This window comes from Pseudomonas sp. S2_C11 (genome assembly GCF_054668395.1).
Window position 1 is genome coordinate 5,301,544 of sequence record NZ_CP162765.1, and the last position, 16,267, is coordinate 5,317,810.

General features: G+C 59.8%; 19 protein-coding genes and 1 pseudogene. 14 read left to right on the forward strand and 6 right to left on the reverse strand.

The window, feature by feature from the left end:
• Positions 1-320: 320 nt before the first annotated feature.
• The 9 genes and pseudogenes from AB4N48_RS23765 to AB4N48_RS23805 all read left to right on the forward strand — a co-directional run bounded on the left by AB4N48_RS23765 (position 321) and on the right by AB4N48_RS23805 (position 8,840).
• Positions 321-1,442, forward strand: a complete 1,122-nt coding sequence (locus tag AB4N48_RS23765; RefSeq protein ID WP_056791317.1) for a Re/Si-specific NAD(P)(+) transhydrogenase subunit alpha — start codon at positions 321-323, stop codon at positions 1,440-1,442.
• A gap of 15 nt (positions 1,443-1,457) precedes the next feature.
• Positions 1,458-1,778: an NAD(P) transhydrogenase subunit alpha part 2 gene (locus AB4N48_RS23770; RefSeq protein ID WP_003220416.1), complete on the forward strand. Its 321-nt coding sequence runs from the start codon at positions 1,458-1,460 to the stop codon at positions 1,776-1,778.
• Positions 1,778-3,211, forward strand: a complete 1,434-nt coding sequence (locus AB4N48_RS23775) for an NAD(P)(+) transhydrogenase (Re/Si-specific) subunit beta (protein WP_460094409.1) — start codon at positions 1,778-1,780, stop codon at positions 3,209-3,211. Before AB4N48_RS23770 ends, AB4N48_RS23775 begins: the two co-directional genes overlap by 1 nt.
• 214 nt (positions 3,212-3,425) lie before the next feature.
• On the forward strand, positions 3,426-4,919 hold the full coding sequence (locus tag AB4N48_RS23780; protein ID WP_071173986.1) for an acetyl-CoA hydrolase/transferase family protein: 1,494 nt from the start codon (positions 3,426-3,428) through the stop codon (positions 4,917-4,919).
• Between the two features lie 321 nt (positions 4,920-5,240).
• A complete protein-coding gene (locus tag AB4N48_RS23785) occupies positions 5,241-5,456 on the forward strand; it encodes a DUF1127 domain-containing protein (protein WP_007911656.1) in 216 nt (71 codons plus the stop codon).
• A 333-nt stretch (positions 5,457-5,789) separates the two neighbouring features.
• Positions 5,790-6,107 carry a DUF2388 domain-containing protein gene (locus tag AB4N48_RS23790; RefSeq protein WP_016772298.1) on the forward strand — a complete coding sequence of 106 codons (318 nt, stop codon included), beginning with the start codon at positions 5,790-5,792 and terminating at the stop codon, positions 6,105-6,107.
• Between the two features lie 108 nt (positions 6,108-6,215).
• Positions 6,216-6,533 carry a DUF2388 domain-containing protein gene (locus tag AB4N48_RS23795; RefSeq protein ID WP_095182269.1) on the forward strand — a complete coding sequence of 106 codons (318 nt, stop codon included), beginning with the start codon at positions 6,216-6,218 and terminating at the stop codon, positions 6,531-6,533.
• A gap of 27 nt (positions 6,534-6,560) precedes the next feature.
• The gene (locus AB4N48_RS23800) at positions 6,561-6,881 is read left to right on the forward strand and encodes a DUF2388 domain-containing protein (RefSeq protein WP_041476450.1); all 321 of its coding nucleotides are present in this window, start codon (positions 6,561-6,563) and stop codon (positions 6,879-6,881) included.
• Positions 6,878-8,840: pseudogene (locus AB4N48_RS23805) on the forward strand (DUF7844 domain-containing protein). Before AB4N48_RS23800 ends, AB4N48_RS23805 begins: the two are co-directional and overlap by 4 nt.
• Before the next feature lie 58 nt (positions 8,841-8,898).
• Here the strand turns inward: AB4N48_RS23805 and trpA are convergent.
• Both trpA and trpB read right to left on the reverse strand, forming a co-directional pair.
• Positions 8,899-9,708: a tryptophan synthase subunit alpha gene (trpA, locus tag AB4N48_RS23810; RefSeq protein WP_076564881.1), complete on the reverse strand. Its 810-nt coding sequence runs from the start codon at positions 9,706-9,708 to the stop codon at positions 8,899-8,901.
• Positions 9,708-10,940, reverse strand: coding sequence for a tryptophan synthase subunit beta (trpB, locus tag AB4N48_RS23815; RefSeq protein ID WP_016772302.1), 1,233 nt, complete (start codon positions 10,938-10,940; stop codon positions 9,708-9,710). Before trpB ends, trpA begins: the two co-directional genes overlap by 1 nt.
• Before the next feature lie 113 nt (positions 10,941-11,053).
• Here trpB and AB4N48_RS23820 point away from each other — a divergent pair, with 113 nt between their 5' ends.
• Complete coding sequence (locus tag AB4N48_RS23820) at positions 11,054-11,971, forward strand: LysR family transcriptional regulator (RefSeq protein ID WP_252882950.1); 918 nt, start codon at positions 11,054-11,056, stop codon at positions 11,969-11,971.
• On the opposite strand, the gene AB4N48_RS23825 is transcribed toward AB4N48_RS23820, so the two are convergent.
• Positions 11,944-12,270, reverse strand: coding sequence for an ElaB/YgaM/YqjD family protein (locus AB4N48_RS23825; protein ID WP_039757078.1), 327 nt, complete (start codon positions 12,268-12,270; stop codon positions 11,944-11,946). The two genes, AB4N48_RS23820 and AB4N48_RS23825, sit on opposite strands and share 28 nt — an antisense overlap.
• Before the next feature lie 166 nt (positions 12,271-12,436).
• Between AB4N48_RS23825 and AB4N48_RS23830 the strand changes: the two genes are divergently transcribed.
• Both AB4N48_RS23830 and AB4N48_RS23835 read left to right on the forward strand, forming a co-directional pair.
• Complete coding sequence (locus AB4N48_RS23830) at positions 12,437-12,652, forward strand: dodecin (protein WP_016772305.1); 216 nt, start codon at positions 12,437-12,439, stop codon at positions 12,650-12,652.
• A 129-nt stretch (positions 12,653-12,781) separates the two neighbouring features.
• A complete protein-coding gene (locus tag AB4N48_RS23835; RefSeq protein ID WP_071173980.1) occupies positions 12,782-13,006 on the forward strand; it encodes a DUF1161 domain-containing protein in 225 nt (74 codons plus the stop codon).
• A gap of 164 nt (positions 13,007-13,170) precedes the next feature.
• Here AB4N48_RS23835 and AB4N48_RS23840 read toward each other — a convergent pair whose 3' ends face one another.
• A complete protein-coding gene (locus tag AB4N48_RS23840; protein WP_056791299.1) occupies positions 13,171-14,172 on the reverse strand; it encodes an LLM class flavin-dependent oxidoreductase in 1,002 nt (333 codons plus the stop codon).
• A gap of 240 nt (positions 14,173-14,412) precedes the next feature.
• Between AB4N48_RS23840 and AB4N48_RS23845 the strand changes: the two genes are divergently transcribed.
• Positions 14,413-14,844 (forward strand): OsmC family protein, encoded by a 432-nt coding sequence (locus AB4N48_RS23845; protein ID WP_016772308.1) that lies wholly within the window; start codon positions 14,413-14,415, stop codon positions 14,842-14,844.
• 240 nt (positions 14,845-15,084) lie between these two features.
• Positions 15,085-15,324: a DUF1161 domain-containing protein gene (locus AB4N48_RS23850; RefSeq protein ID WP_460094411.1), complete on the forward strand. Its 240-nt coding sequence runs from the start codon at positions 15,085-15,087 to the stop codon at positions 15,322-15,324.
• A gap of 7 nt (positions 15,325-15,331) precedes the next feature.
• Here AB4N48_RS23850 and AB4N48_RS23855 read toward each other — a convergent pair whose 3' ends face one another.
• Both AB4N48_RS23855 and AB4N48_RS23860 read right to left on the reverse strand, forming a co-directional pair.
• A complete protein-coding gene (locus tag AB4N48_RS23855) occupies positions 15,332-15,751 on the reverse strand; it encodes a PA0061/PA0062 family lipoprotein (RefSeq protein WP_460094412.1) in 420 nt (139 codons plus the stop codon).
• Between the two features lie 39 nt (positions 15,752-15,790).
• Complete coding sequence (locus AB4N48_RS23860) at positions 15,791-16,213, reverse strand: PA0061/PA0062 family lipoprotein (RefSeq protein ID WP_056791288.1); 423 nt, start codon at positions 16,211-16,213, stop codon at positions 15,791-15,793.
• Positions 16,214-16,267 lie beyond the last annotated feature (54 nt).

Consider the following 16,267-nt stretch of genomic DNA (forward strand, 5'->3'; position numbering starts at 1 on the left):
GCCAAACACGTGGCTTTGAGCCTCTAATGGCGACTCATTGCTGCCTATTCACGCCACCGATGCGAATTTTTTTCAAATTCAGCCAGAATCCTTGCAGGGCACGGCCTGCAAGGGGTTCAACTGGCCATCTGCGACATTCGGTCACGGCATGACTTGTAGTTAATTTTCCGTCACCCGTCATAATCCCTTGAAGGGCATAAAGTTCGCCTGCAAAATGCCGCGCCCCGCCCTGATTCGGCGGGATCGTGCTGATCGGCCGCCCCAGTCGCACCATCCGTAGTGCATGGGTTTACTCAATAAGATCACGCAGGAGATTTGACGTGCACATTGGTGTTCCTCTCGAAACCCAGACCGGTGAAACACGGGTTGCTGCAACCCCGGAAACCATCAAGAAGCTGATCAGCCAAGGCCATAAGGTCACTGTGCAAAGCGGCGCTGGCGTCAAAGCCAGTGTCGTCGACAGTGCCTATGAAGCGGCCGGCGCAAGCATTGGCAGCGCCAATGACGCGTTTGGCGCCGAGCTGATTCTCAAAGTGGTCGCGCCAAGCGATGCCGAACTGCCGCTGATCAAGCGCGGCACGGTGCTCGTGGGCATGCTCAACCCGTTCAACAACGAGACCATCGCGAAGATGGCCGAATGCGGCATTACCGCGTTCGCCCTCGAAGCGGCGCCGCGCACCTCGCGGGCGCAGAGTCTTGATGTGTTGTCGTCGCAGGCGAATATCGCCGGCTACAAAGCGGTGTTGCTCGCGGCTCACCATTACCCACGCTTCATGCCGATGCTGATGACTGCTGCGGGTACCGTGAAAGCGGCGCGGGTGCTGATTCTTGGCGCAGGCGTGGCCGGTTTGCAGGCGATTGCCACGGCGAAACGCCTGGGTGCGGTGATCGAAGCGTCCGACGTGCGCCCAGCGGTGAAGGAACAGATCGAATCCCTCGGCGCGAAGTTCGTCGACGTGCCTTACGAGACCGATGAAGAGCGCGAATGCGCCGTCGGTGTCGGCGGTTACGCGCGGCCGATGCCGGCGAGTTGGATGCAGCGTCAGGCCCAGGCCGTGCACGAGCGCGCCAAGCAGGCCGATATCGTCATCACCACTGCGCTGATTCCGGGCCGCAAGGCGCCGACGCTGCTCAGCGCCGAGACCGTGGCGCAGATGAAGCCGGGCTCGGTGGTCATCGACCTCGCGGCCGCTCAGGGTGGCAACTGTCCGCTGACCGTCGCCGATCAGGTCGTTGTGGAAAACGGTGTGACGATCGTCGGTCCGACCAACCTCGCCGGTGAAGTCGCTGCCGATGCTTCGGCGCTGTACGCACGCAACCTGCTGGACTTCCTCAAGCTGGTGTTCACCAAGGAAGGCCAGTTCGACGTCAACCTCGAAGACGACATCGTCGCCGCGTGCCTGATGTGCCGCGACGGCCAAGTCATCCGCAAAAACGCCTAAGCAGGGATTCAGACGATGGAAGAGCTTATCTCCCCCGGTATCTACAACCTGATCATCTTCGTGCTGGCGATTTATGTCGGTTACCACGTGGTCTGGAACGTTACGCCTGCGCTGCACACGCCGTTGATGGCAGTCACCAACGCGATCTCGGCGATCGTGATCGTCGGCGCCATGCTCGCCGCTGCGCTGACAGTCACGCCTTTGGGCAAGACCATGGGCACGCTGGCTGTGGCACTGGCGGCGGTCAATGTGTTCGGTGGCTTCCTGGTCACTCGCCGCATGCTTGAGATGTTTAAAAAGAAAGCCCCGAAAGCAAAAGAAGAGGCGCCGAAGTAATGAGCATGAATCTCGTGACGACGCTCTACCTGATCGCGTCGATCTGCTTTATCCAGGCCCTCAAAGGCCTGTCGCACCCGACCACCTCGCGGCGCGGCAACCTGTTCGGCATGCTCGGCATGGCACTGGCTATCATCACCACCGTCGGCCTCATCTATAAGTTGGGCGCTGAACTGGCCACGGCTGGCATCGGTTATGTGATCGTCGGCCTGCTGGTCGGCGGCACCGCCGGTTCGATCATGGCCAAACGCGTTGAAATGACCAAGATGCCGGAACTGGTAGCGTTCATGCACAGCATGATCGGCCTCGCGGCGGTGTTCATTGCCATTGCGGCAGTGGTTGAGCCGCAGTCGTTGGGTATCGTTAAACAGCTGGGCGATGCGATCCCGGCGGGCAACCGTCTGGAGCTGTTCCTCGGTGCGGCAATCGGTGCGATCACTTTCTCCGGCTCGGTGATTGCCTTTGGCAAGCTCTCGGGCAAGTACAAGTTCCGCCTGTTCCAGGGCGCACCGGTACAGTTCAGTGGCCAGCACAAGCTCAATGCGATTCTGGGTCTGGCAACGCTGGTTCTCGGTCTGACTTTCATGTTCACCGGCAACCTTACGGCGTTCGCACTGATGCTGGCGCTGGCGTTCGTGATGGGCGTGCTGATCATCATCCCGATCGGCGGCGCCGACATGCCGGTGGTGGTTTCGATGCTCAACAGCTATTCCGGCTGGGCGGCGGCGGGCATCGGTTTCTCGCTGAACAACTCGATGCTGATCATTGCCGGCTCGCTGGTGGGTTCGAGCGGTGCGATTCTCTCGTACATCATGTGCAAGGCGATGAACCGCTCCTTCTTTAATGTACTGCTCGGCGGTTTCGGCAATACGGCAGATGCAGGTCCTGCCGGTGCGCAGGAAACCCGCCCGGTGAAATCCGGCTCGGCGGATGACGCGACTTTCCTGCTGACCAACGCCGACACCGTGATCATCGTGCCGGGTTATGGCTTAGCAGTAGCGCGTGCACAACATGCGCTGAAGGAGCTGACCGAGAAGCTGACCCATCGTGGCGTGACTGTGAAGTACGCGATCCACCCGGTGGCCGGTCGGATGCCTGGGCATATGAACGTCCTGCTCGCCGAGGCCGAAGTGCCTTACGACCAGGTGTTCGAGATGGAAGACATCAACTCCGAGTTCGGTCAGGCCGACGTGGTGCTGGTGCTCGGCGCGAACGACGTGGTCAACCCGGCCGCGAAGAACGATCCGAAGTCACCGATTGCCGGCATGCCGATTCTCGAAGCGTTCAAGGCCAAGACCATCATCGTCAACAAGCGCTCGATGGCCAGCGGCTATGCCGGTCTGGACAACGAACTGTTCTATCTGGACAAAACCATGATGGTTTTCGGCGATGCGAAGAAAGTCATCGAAGACATGGTCAAAGCGGTCGAGTAATCACCCGTTGCAATAACGAACGCCCCGACTTGTCGGGGCGTTTTTGTTTGCGCCAGACGCTGGACAATTTGCCGCGTTGTTGCAGATCCGGTAACGGTGTTTTACTGCAAACCCGCGAAATAGAGGCCTCGTTTGCGACCTTGGTAGCGGGACAGGCGCCGGCCAAATTCACTAGACTGCGCATCCTGCTACTCGTTGCCCGAGATAATAATCCATGTACCGTGACCGTATTCGCCTGCCTTCGTTGTTGGATAAAGTGATGAGCGCCGCCGACGCCGCTGCTCTGATTGAGGACGGCATGACCGTCGGCATGAGCGGTTTCACCCGCGCCGGCGAAGCCAAGGCCGTTCCCCACGCACTGGCCGAGCGCGCCAAGGTCACGCCGCTGAAGATCAGCCTGATGACTGGCGCCAGCCTGGGCAACGACCTCGACAAGCAACTGACCGAGGCCGGCGTGCTGTCGCGGCGCATGCCGTTTCAGGTCGACAGCACGTTGCGCAAGGCAATCAACGCCGGTGAAGTGATGTTCATTGACCAGCATCTCTCGGAAACGGTCGAGCAGTTGCGCAACCAGCAATTGAAGCTGCCGGACATTGCCGTCATTGAGGCAGTCGCCATCACCGAACAAGGCCATATCGTGCCGACCACTTCGGTGGGCAACTCGGCCAGCTTCGCGATCTTCGCCAAACAAGTGATCGTCGAGATCAACCTGGCCCACAACGCCAACCTCGAAGGCCTGCACGACATCTATATCCCGACGTACCGCCCGACGCGGACGCCAATCCCGCTGGTGAAAGTCGACGATCGCATCGGCAGCACGGCGATCCCGATTCCACCGGAGAAGATCGTTGCGATTGTCATCACTCAGCAGTCGGACTCGCCGTCCACAGTGTCGGTACCGGACGTTGATACCAATGCCATTGCCGAACACCTGATCACCTTCTTCAAGCAGGAAGTCGCGGCCGGGCGCATGACCAACAAGCTAGGCCCGCTGCAAGCCGGGATTGGCAACATCGCCAACGCGGTGATGTGCGGCTTGATCGACTCGCCGTTCGAAGACCTCACCATGTACTCGGAAGTGCTGCAGGACTCGACCTTCGACCTGATCGATGCCGGCAAGCTGAGCTTCGCCTCGGGCAGTTCGATCACCCTGTCCGAGCGCCGCAACAGCGACGTGTTCGGCAACCTGGAGAAGTACAAGGACAAACTGATTCTGCGGCCGCAGGAGATCTCCAATCACCCGGAAGTGGTGCGGCGTCTGGGCATCATTGGCATCAACACTGCGCTGGAGTTTGATATCTACGGCAACGTCAACTCTACCCATGTCTGCGGTACGCGGATGATGAACGGCATCGGCGGCTCCGGCGACTTCGCGCGCAATGCGCATCTGGCGGTATTCGTGACCAAATCGATCGCCAAGGGTGGCGCCATCTCCAGCGTGGTGCCCATGGTCAGCCACGTCGACCATACCGAGCATGACGTCGACATTCTGGTAACCGAGGTCGGCCTCGCCGACCTGCGTGGCCTGGCGCCACGGGAACGTGCACGAGTGATCATCGACAACTGCGTGCATCCGGACTTCCGCCAGGCACTGAATGATTACTTCAGCGCTGCCTGTGCAATCGGCGGTCACACCCCGCATATTCTGCGCGAAGCCCTGAGCTGGCATATGAACCTGGAAGAAACCGGGCGCATGCTGGCAGTGTGATTCACACAGATACCCACCGAGGCAAACACAGTTTTGCCTCGGTGGATGCCCGCGAGAAGCAGGATCGCAAAAAACTGTACTGCTGTACCGGTCTTTTCCTACCGCAAACTCCTACTCAACCCCCTGATACGAGCCGAAATGCACCAATCAAGTGCAGACAGGTACAGTTTGCCCAATTTCGACCCGTACACCATCCATAAACAGTTAACTGCTCACTCACAATACAAATGAACTGTATCTACAGAGACTAGGCAAACGAGAGGATCATGGGCACCAGTCAAACCACTACCTGATCCCGCCACAAGCGGAAGGATGTCAACCATGGAACGTACACTCAGTTCCGAACTGTTCTTCGAAGACAAAGCTGTAAACACCCAGGCTTCCCTGCCTCTGCGCGTTATTGCCAACCTGATGTTGTGGCAGCGCCGCATCTCCAGCCGCCATCAACTGGCCCGTCTGGATTCGCGTCTGCTGGCCGACGCCGGTATCAGCGAAGCACAACGCTACGAAGAGCTGAGCAAGCCGTTCTGGCGCTGAGCAGCGTCGCTGGCTCTGGTCGTCAGACCCACCGCCAGCAACCCGAATTGCACAAGCAAAACCCGTCGTGGGCAACCACGACGGGTTTTGTCGTTTCAGGGCCTTGAATGCTCTAAAACGCATAACTGAATGAGTACAGGTACAATTCACGAAAGCCTCAGATAACACCAGTACAGTTATGCAGAACCTTTGGAGTATCACTGGCCACCACTGGGCGAACCGGATTTGGCAGCCTAATATCCATGCAGAACGTGGCGAACGTTGCGCAACAGGCGTCTGACTGCTCAGATACCGAGCCACCTCTCACTACGGTTTGTCCAAAGGAGTTACATCATGACCCGTCTTCGCCTGCTCAGTGCCGCCGCCCTGCTGGCCGTGGCTGCCAACGCCAGTGCTACCAGTTTCATCGTCACCACCGACTCGATCGTCGGCGCGCTGAAAGCCACTTCCGACGCCACTTCCGATGTGACCTCCTCGTTCCGTGACGACAAGATCGTCCTCGCCGCCCGCGACGATGCCGCCAGCTTCGTGGCCAGCGAAGGCGATATCCGTGGTGTGAAACTGGAAAGCGCGCTCGATCACATCCGCCATCAGGCGCCACAACTCAATGCCACCGATGCCCAATTGGCTCAGGCCATTCTGACGCTCTGATCGCTTGCGGTATTGCGGGACACGCCAGCCGTGTCCCGATGTTTCAACGCTGGCTCTGGCCCGGGCATTTGCGCTAGCCTTCAGGCTCGCTAACAGTTGTCGAGTCCCATGCGCTTTCTTCCAACTTTGCTCATCTCTTCTACTCTATTCACCGCCTGCTGGGCGATGTCTGCCAACGCCTTCGATGCTTTCAATGCATCGACCCAAGGCACGGTTGTCAGCGGTTACGCCACCAGCATGGTGTCTTCTGCGCCGTTCGACCGTAAACTGCTGCTCGCCGCCCATGATGACGCGGCCGCCTTCGTCGCCAGTGACGGTGAATGGCGAGGCGCACGGCTGGAATCCGCGCTGCATTACCTGCGCAAAACCCGGCCGAAACTTCATGCCAGCGACCTTGAACTGGCAGAAGCAATTCTCGTCCAATAGTTATCCTTGTCCTTCCGGAGTCGTTCCATGCGTAGCCCGCTGATTGCTGCCGCCCTTGGCCTGTTTGTATTGGCCGATGTGGCCCAGGCGCACACCCTGGTAGCCACCAGTAACATCATCGTTCGTGCCTCCCAGCGCAGCATCGATTTCACCTCCGATACCACCACGTCGATTCGCGACTCGAAAATCATCCGCGAAGCCCACGACGACGCCGCCAGTTTCGTCGCCAGCAACGGCGACATCCGTGGCGCGCACCTCGAAGCCGCTCTCAACACATTGCGTACACGGGTGCCGGAAGCGCGCGACGCCAGTGATCAAGTACTCGCCGAAGCCATCCTCGCACTGTGAGGTCCGTTGGCGCCTGGCTGCTGGCCGGGGCGTTGTTGCTGCTTGGCAACAGCGCCCATGCCGGCCTGCAATTGCGGCTCAAGACCGAGGGTCTGAGCCCCGCTCAACAACAGGCCAGTCAGGCGCTGATTGATGAGGCCATGGCGAAACTGCCGCCGAGCTTCATCGAGCGGCTGGATCGGCGCATCGACGTCGGCTGGACCGACGACATGCCTGCCAACGCTTACGGGCAGGCAACGCTGGTTGCCGAGCTTGATCTGAATCGCAAGCTTCTCGCCGCTCTCACCGATGGCAGCGCGGCAAAAGAGAAAACCAATCGCCCCCACGGCACTGTGCGCCAGGAACTGCTAGCCACAGTGCTGCACGAAATCACGCATATCTACGACCGCGCGCGTTTATGGCCAAGCGCCGAGCGCACGTTGATCCAGCGCTGCACCCGACGCTTCAACAGCGCCGGGCTGATCGGTATTCCCGATGAGTGTCGCGGGCAGAACGGTCGCCGCTTCACCATCAGCGACGATCCGCGCCTGCTCGATCTGGCCGGGTGGCAACAGTACGTCGGCCGCCGTGGCGAGCGTGAACAACATAACCGCCAGATCGCGCGCAGCCCGGACCTGTACGAAATTTCCAGTCCCAAGGAATTTGTCGCGGTCAACATGGAGTACTTCCTCCTCGACCCGAGCTACGCCTGCCGCCGCCCGGCGCTGTATCGCTACTACAAGGAACATTTCGGCTGGGCGCCGCCAGCACTAGGACACCTGCAGCAAGAGCTTTGCCTTTCTCAATGCGGGCAATGACTTCGCCAAGCAACCCTTGGGACAAGTCGATCCGGAACGGGTCTACGCTGTCGATTACCTGCTGGCCGAGGCCAATCAGAACTGGGTCAGTCGCTGGGGCCACAGCATGTTGCGCCTGGTGATCTGCGCCCCCGGTCGCCCGCGCGGCCCGGATTGCCGCCTCGATCTCGATCAACACTTGGTGCTGTCCTATCGCGCCTTCGTTGGCGATGTGCAGCTGTCGAGCTGGGACGGACTGGTCGGCAAATACCCGTCGCGGCTGTTCGTGTTGCCGCTGGCACAGGTGATCGACGAGTACACCAAGACCGAGCTGCGCAGCCTCGCTTCAGTGCCGCTGAACCTGTCTCGCGAGGAGATCGAGGGCGTGGTCGAACATGCCGCCGAGATGCACTGGAGCTACGACGGCAACTATTTCTTCCTCTCCAACAACTGCGCGGTAGAGGGTTTGAAACTGTTGCGCAGCGGCAGCAATAACAGCCAACTGGTCGGCCTCGACAGCATCATGCCCAACGGCTTGCTGGAAGTGCTCAAGGGCCGTGGTCTGGCCGACACCAGTGTGCTCGACGATCCGAAAGAAGCGCTGCGTCTGGGTTACCGCTTCGACTCGTTCCGCGATCGCTATCAAGCGATGTTCGATGTATTGAAGAAGCAGCTGCCGATCAAGCAGACCACTGTCGAAGACTGGCTGTCACTCAGCGCTGAGCAACGCCGCGAATGGTTCGACCGCGCCGACCTGCGCACCAGCGCGGCGCTGTTGCTGCTTGAGCAGGCGAGTTTCCGCCGACAGTTGTTGCTGGCCCAGGACGAGGTCAAGCAACGCTACCTCGGCGCCCGCGAGCTGGAAAATGGCGGCATGGACAAAGCCAACGCGACCTTGCAGGAGATCCTCGCCAACAGTGGTTTCCTCAGCCGCCCGGCGGAACTGCTCGACTCCAAAGGTTACGGGCTACCGCAACCGAGCGAGTTTGGCCGACTGGAAGCGGAAAGCAGCCAGCGGCAGAAGAAGCTGCTGGCACTGTCCGGCGATCTCGATACCGAAGTGCGCAAGCTGCTTGAACCCAAGCGCGCCGCCGAGATTGCCGCCAGCGAGGCCAACGTGAAACAGATTGGCGAGCATCTGCGCAAACTGCACAAGGCTTCGGGCGGACTGCAATTGCCCTGAGCACAAAAAAAGGCTTCAGAACGCCTGTTCTGAAGCCTTTTTGTTTTCCCCTGCGGCTTTAGACGCGAGCCTTGCGCACGCCTTGGGACAGCGCCGAACACAGACTCAACACGCCATCGATGGCCTGCTCAGGCGTATCGGCACTGGCGATGTGATCGATCAACGCCGAGCCCACCACCACACCGTCAGCCAGACGCGCGATGGCCGCAGCCTGCTCCGGTGTACGGATACCGAAGCCAATGCTGATCGGCAGGTCGGTATGCCGACGCAGACGTGCAACCGCCTCTTCCACGTGTTCCAGAGTCGCTGCACCGGCGCCGGTGACACCCGCGACCGACACGTAGTAGACAAAACCGGAACTGCCGTTGAGCACACGCGGCAGACGCGCGTCGTCGGTGGTCGGCGTGGTCAGGCGGATGAAGTCCAGGCCAGCAGCCTGCGCCGGGTCGCACAGCTCTTCGTTGTGCTCTGGTGGCATGTCGACCACGATCAGGCCATCGACGCCGGCATCCTTGGCTTCTGCGATAAAGCGCTCGACGCCGAATTTGTGGATCGGGTTGAAGTAACCCATCAACACCAGCGGCGTGTCGCTGTTGCTTTCACGGAATTCGCGAACCATTTGCAGGGTTTTCGCCAGATTCTGTTTGGCGCCCAGTGCACGGATGTTGGCCAACTGGATCGCCGGACCATCGGCCATCGGATCGGTGAACGGCATGCCCAGCTCGATCACATCGGCACCTGCGGCAGGCAGGCCTTTGAGGATTGCCAGCGAAGTGTCGTAGTCAGGATCGCCAGCGGTGACAAAGGTCACCAGCGCGGCGCGGTTCTGTTGCTTGAGGTCGGCAAAGCGGGTTTGCAGGCGGCTCATCAGTGTTTCTCCTGCTGCGACTGTTGCATATGGTGCATCACGGTTTGCATGTCCTTGTCGCCACGGCCCGAGAGGTTGACCACCATCAGGTGATCCTTCGGCAGCTTCGGTGCACGCTTGAACACTTCGGCCAGAGCGTGGGCGCTTTCCAGGGCAGGAATGATCCCTTCCAGACGGCAGCATTTGTGGAACGCTTCAAGCGCTTCGTCGTCGGTTACCGAGGTGTACTGGACGCGGCCGATGTCGTGCAACCAGGCGTGTTCAGGACCGATGCCCGGATAGTCGAGGCCGGCGGAGATCGAGTGGGCGTCGATGATCTGCCCATCGTCGTCCTGCAGCAGGAAAGTGCGGTTACCGTGCAGCACGCCCGGCACACCGCCGTTCAGACTGGCCGCGTGCTTGCCGGTTTCGATGCCATAACCGGCGGCTTCGACGCCGATGATCTCCACGCTCTTGTCATCGAGGAACGGGTGGAACAGGCCCATGGCGTTGGAACCGCCACCGATGCATGCCACCAGACTGTCCGGCAGACGACCTTCCTGAGCCTGCAGCTGATCGCGGGTTTCCTTGCCGATGACGGCCTGGAAGTCGCGGACCATTGCTGGATAAGGGTGTGGGCCGGCCACAGTGCCGATCAGATAGAAAGTGTTGTCGACGTTGGTCACCCAGTCACGCAGGGCTTCGTTCATCGCATCCTTCAGGGTGCCGGTGCCAGCCACCACCGGAATGACTTCAGCGCCAAGCAGCTTCATGCGGAAGACGTTGGCCTGCTGACGTTCGATGTCGGTGGTGCCCATGTAGATCACGCAGTCCAGACCGAAACGCGCAGCGACGGTGGCCGTGGCCACGCCGTGCATGCCGGCGCCGGTCTCGGCGATGATGCGCTTCTTGCCCATGCGCCGCGCCAGCAGGATCTGGCCGATGCAGTTGTTGATCTTGTGCGCGCCGGTGTGATTCAGCTCTTCACGCTTGAGGTAGATCTTGGCGCCGCCGCAGAACTCGGTCAGGCGTTCGGCGAAATACAGCGGGCTCGGACGTCCGACGTAATCACGCTGGAAGTAGGCCAATTCTTCTTTGAATGCCGGATCTTCCTTGGCCGCTTCGTATTCGCGGGCCAGGTCGAGGATCAACGGCATCAGGGTTTCCGCTACATAACGGCCACCGAACGCACCGAACAGGCCGTTGGCGTCAGGGCCGTTACGCAGATCAGAGGTGTTCGAAGTCTGGGTCATGGGTCGCTCCAGGTGAATTCGGTCAGAAGACAATGACGACCACTCTACCCCTGACTTTCCAGGCTGAAAACCGATAAGATCGCCGCAACCTGTCAGGAAAACTCACAGATACCATGAGCCACGACCTTCCCCCGCTCAATGCCTTGCGCGCCTTCGAGGCCACCGCCCGTCTGAACAGCGTCAGTCAGGCTGCCGAGCAGCTGCATGTCACTCACGGCGCGGTCAGCCGCCAGCTGAAAGCGCTTGAAGAACATCTCGGCGTGAGCCTGTTCGTCAAGGACGGGCGTGGCTTGAAACTCACAGATGCCGGCGTGCGTCTGCGCGATGCCAGCGCAGAGGCGTTTGATCGCTTGCGCACTGTTTGTGCGGAATTGACCCAAAGCACTGCCGATGCGCCGTTCGTGCTTGGTTGTTCGGGGAGTCTGCTGGCGCGCTGGTTCATTCCGCGTCTGGGACGGCTGAATGCCGATTTGCCTGATCTGCGCTTGCACCTGTCGGCCGGTGAAGGCGATCTCGATCCTCGGCGCCCGGGCCTTGATGCGCTATTGCTGTTCGCCGAGCCACCGTGGCCGGCCGATATGCAGGTCTACGAACTGGCGGCGGAACGCATCGGCCCGGTGATGAGCCCGTTATTCAGCGGTTATCAGAACCTGCACGACGCTCCTGCCGCAGAATTGCTCAAGCAGCCCTTGCTGCACACCACCTCTCGCCCGCAAGCCTGGCCCAGCTGGGCACAGCAAAACCACCTCGATCCCAAGGCGTTGAAGCTCGGGCAAGGTTTTGAGCATTTGTATTATTTGCTGGAGGCGGCTGTTGCAGGTCTCGGCGTGGCAATCGCACCGGAGCCGTTAGTAACTGAAGACCTGAAGGCGGGTCGCCTGGTTGCGCCATGGGGCTTCTGCGAAACCCCGGCGCAACTGGCGTTGTGGCTACCCAAGCGCGCCGCGGACGGGCGCGCTCGGCAACTGGCGCAGTGGCTCAAAAACGAGCTGCGCCAGCCTGATCACTCACCGCGCTTGAACAAAAAGTAGGCAGCGAGCAGACCGATTGCACCGACAGCCACGCCAGCCGTGGTCCATGGGTGTTCCTGCGCATAGTCACGAGTGGCAATGCCGGTCTCGCGGGTTTTCACTTTGACTTCTTCGTACGCGTCGCTGAGCAGATGACGGGAATGTTTCAGTGCACTTTCGGCATTGCTTTTCAGCGCCTTGAGGGTCTTGCGCGACTCGTCCGAAGCATCGTCTTTCAAGCTTTCCAACGATTTGAGCAGACTCTCGATCTCGGCTTCCATGCTTTGCAACGAGGCTTTACGTAAAGAGGTGTTGGCCATGGTGGCTCTCCTGCATTGGTGATGAGTGGCGTGTGTTGGTTGGGACTTCACCACTTCGAGAAAGTGCAGAAATTCTGAACTTCGCCAGCGCAGCGGCGCCGAAATCAACAGTGCAATTGCCTGCTAGGCTCAATTTCACACGCCATTCCAACCCAAGGAGAACGCCATGAGTGACCATCACACGTACAAGAAAGTCGAGCTGGTCGGTTCGTCCACCACCAGCATCGAAGACGCCATCAACAACGCACTGGCCGAAGCCAACAAAACCCTGCGCAATCTGGAATGGTTTGAAGTGACCGAAACCCGTGGCCACATCGAAAACGGCCAGGTGGCGCACTTTCAGGTAACGCTGAAAGTCGGCTTCAAGATTGCCGCCAGCTGAGTTTGAGCTAGTCTTCTGAACTTGCGCGCTGGCCGAGTGCCATAGGGAATGGCAAAGCGCTACAAGGTGGGCGCATCGGGTGGATGACCCGATGCCCGCCTCATTCAATCCGACCAGGGAGTGCGACCGATGAAGAAGTTCATGTTGGCAGTAGGTTTGTTGAGCCTTGCGGGTGGTGCGTTTGCAGCCGGCAAGCCTTGTGAAGAGCTGAAAAGCGAAATCGCCGCGAAGCTCGACGCCAAAGGCGTATCCGGTTATTCGCTGGAAGTTGTCGACAAGGGTGCGGCCGCTGATGGCGACGTCGTCGGCAGTTGCGAAGGCGGCAGCAAGGACATCGTCTACAAGCGAGGTTGATTGCGCCTGAAATACAAAAGCCGACGTGGATGCGTCGGCTTTTTTGTGGACGATGATTTTCCGGGTAGGAGCTGCGGGACGCTGCGATCTTTTGATCTTGATTTCAAATCATAATCAAAAGATCGCAGCCTCGTTGCACTCGACAGCTCCTACAAGGGTTCGCGTTATCCCTTCATGACTTGGGCCAGCAATTCGTAGGAATGGATGCGATCGGCGTGTTCGTAAAGATCACTGGTGAAAATCAGCTCGTCCGCCTGGGTCTGCTCGATCAACACCTCAAGCTTGGCGCGGATCTTCTGCGGGCCGCCGACCATGGCGAGGCCGAGGAAATCGCCCACCGCTTCACGTTCATGGGGCAGCCACAGGCCGTCCATGGTTTTCACCGGCGGACGCTGCACCAGGCTCTGACCACGCATCAGCGCAAGAATGCGCTGGTACACCGACGTCGCCAGATAATCGGCTTGCTCATCGGTATCCGCTGCCACCAGCGGCACGCCGAGCATTACGTACGGTTTGTCGAGCACCGCCGACGGTTTGAAGTGGTTACGGTAGATGCGGATCGCCTCGTGCATGAAGCGCGGCGCGAAGTGCGAGGCGAAGGCGTAAGGCAAGCCGCGCTCACCCGCCAATTGCGCACTGAACAGGCTTGAGCCGAGCAGCCAGACCGGCACGTTGGTGCCGGTGCCGGGCATGGCGATCACCCGTTGCTCCGGGGTGCGCGGGCCGAGGTAGCGCATCAGTTCGGCAACGTCTTCAGGGAAGTCGTCAGCGCTGCCCGAGCGCTCACGGCGCAAGGCGCGGGCGGTCATCTGGTCAGAGCCGGGCGCGCGGCCCAGACCCAGGTCGATCCGTCCCGGGTACAGGCTCTCGAGGGTGCCGAACTGCTCGGCGATCACCAGCGGCGCATGGTTGGGCAGCATTACCCCGCCGGAACCGACGCGGATCGTCGACGTGCCTCCGGCCAGATAGCCGAGCAACACCGAAGTTGCCGAACTGGCGATGCCGTCCATGTTGTGATGTTCGGCGACCCAGAAGCGCGTGTAGCCGAATTTCTCGGCATGCTGCGCCAGGTCCAGCGAGTTGCGCAGCGATTGCGCCGCGCTGCCGTTTTCGCGCACTGGCACCAGGTCGAGGGTGGAAAATTTTACGTCGGACAGTTTTTTCATGAACCTGCATCTCCGGGTGGGGAGGCAGGTTTTTCTTGCGAGCGAAAACCTGCCAAATCCATAAGCGTGTTTTATGGAATGAGGGCATATACCCGAGATTCAATAGCAGCGGCGAAATTTCCTACTAAAAAAGTCAACGATTCAGCCAGGCTGAACTTTGTTCCGCCGTCTATCCTCAGAAGCCTTGCTAGTAAAAACCGCGAAGGCGCGGCGTCCCGCGCCACATTTGAGGAGGCAGACATGGCTATCGTGAAAAAGGCATCGGCGCATTGGGAAGGCGATCTGAAAACCGGTCTCGGCTCGATCTCCACCGAAACCGGCGTACTGCGCGAAGCGCCGTACGGCTTCAAGGCGCGCTTTGAAGGCGGCAAGGGTACCAATCCGGAAGAACTGATCGGCGCGGCCCACGCCGGCTGCTTTTCCATGGCGTTTTCGATGATTCTCGGCGATGCCGGCCTGAAGGCAGACAGCATCGACACCAACGCTGAAGTCACCCTCGATCAGGTTGACGGCGGCTTCGCAATCACTGCGGTAAAGCTGATTCTCAAGGCGAAGATTCCAGGCGCAACTCAGCAGCAGTTTGAAGAACTGAGCAACAAGGCCAAGGAAGGTTGCCCGGTTTCCAAAGTGCTGAACGCGAAGATCACCCTCGAGGCTTCGCTGGTCAGCTGATTCGGCGTTTGCCGGGCTGACGCCTTCGCGAGCAGGCTCGCTCCCACAGGGGATTTGTGCACGGCGCAGATCCCCTGTGGGAGCGAGCCTGCTCGCGAACGCAGTCTCGAAACCAGCTCAGCGGCCGGCAATTAATACAAGGTGTGAGCAAAGTCAGAACCCGCTCTGCAGAATTGTGGTCGAATAATCGACAGCAGCTTCAGCGCACACCCGTGCGCGCTGCCTCAAGGAGCTTCATCGATGAAACGTATTGGCTTGGCGATCCTTTGCAGTGCACTGGCCACTTCCGCTTTCGCAGCCCCCAAGGACTGCGAAAAGCTCAGAAAGGAAATCGAGGTCAAAATTCAGGCGAAGGCGATCCCCTCGTACACCCTGGAAATCATCACGGTAGAAGAGGCGAAGCAGCACGATTCGGCCATGATCGTCGGTACTTGCGAGAACGGCACCAAGCGAATCATCTATCAGAAAAACGATAGATGATTGTCCTTCACGGCACGCAATTGATCTGCCGCTCGTTGGCAACGATCTGCCCCTGACGATTGATCAAGCGTGCACTTGGCGTGAAGGCCAGCGATCGGGCCTCAAGGCGGTAACGCTGCCCGGCCTCGAAGTGGTCATAGGGCACGGTCATGTAACATAGCCGCTCTTGCGGATCGGTATCCATGCCCTGACCACCCCCGAATACTTCGAAGTCAAAGCGCACGGTGAGCTCATGACCACCGGGCGTCACCTGAAAAAACCGTCCGTCGCGCGAGCGCTGTTTATCCAGGCGCTCGGCCATCAGCACCTTGCCGCCGGGGGTAGGCATGGCGAAGTCGACCCAGGCTTTGTCTGGATCGGCCGCCGGCAACGGGCTCTGACAACCGGCGAGCACACTGGCGGCCAGCAATGTCGTCAACTTGCGCATGATCGATATCCTTAGACGGGATTTCCAGCATAGCGCCGATCAACTGCTCTGACAGCCCGCCGGTGTGCCCTGACCGACAACCTTGCGCTGTTCGTCATACAGCTTGGCCCAAGGCCTGAAGCCGATGCTGCCAGCCTGCAGCTGATAGCGCTGGCCGGCGTTGAAGTCCTTGAATTTCACGCTCAACTGGCAATCGCGCCACAGCGGTTCGGCAGTCGGGCCGATATTGGTGGCCTCGACCGGGAATTGATAGCGCACCTTCAGCTCATGGCTGCCGGGCTGCACTTCGAAATAGCGTTTGTCGATGGCCTGGGTGGCATCGACTTGAACGGCTTGCAGCGCCGTGTCGTGTTGGCGAGCGTCAAGATCGATCCAGGCTTGCGAGGGGTCGGGGTCGGGCATTCCGAATCCGGCACAACCGGCCAGCGTCAGCAGGCCTCCTGTCAGCATGAACATGCGCATAGCGGTGCTCCTTGAGGCGGGATAGTCTTGGGGCAGACTTTCCGGGGAATTTCT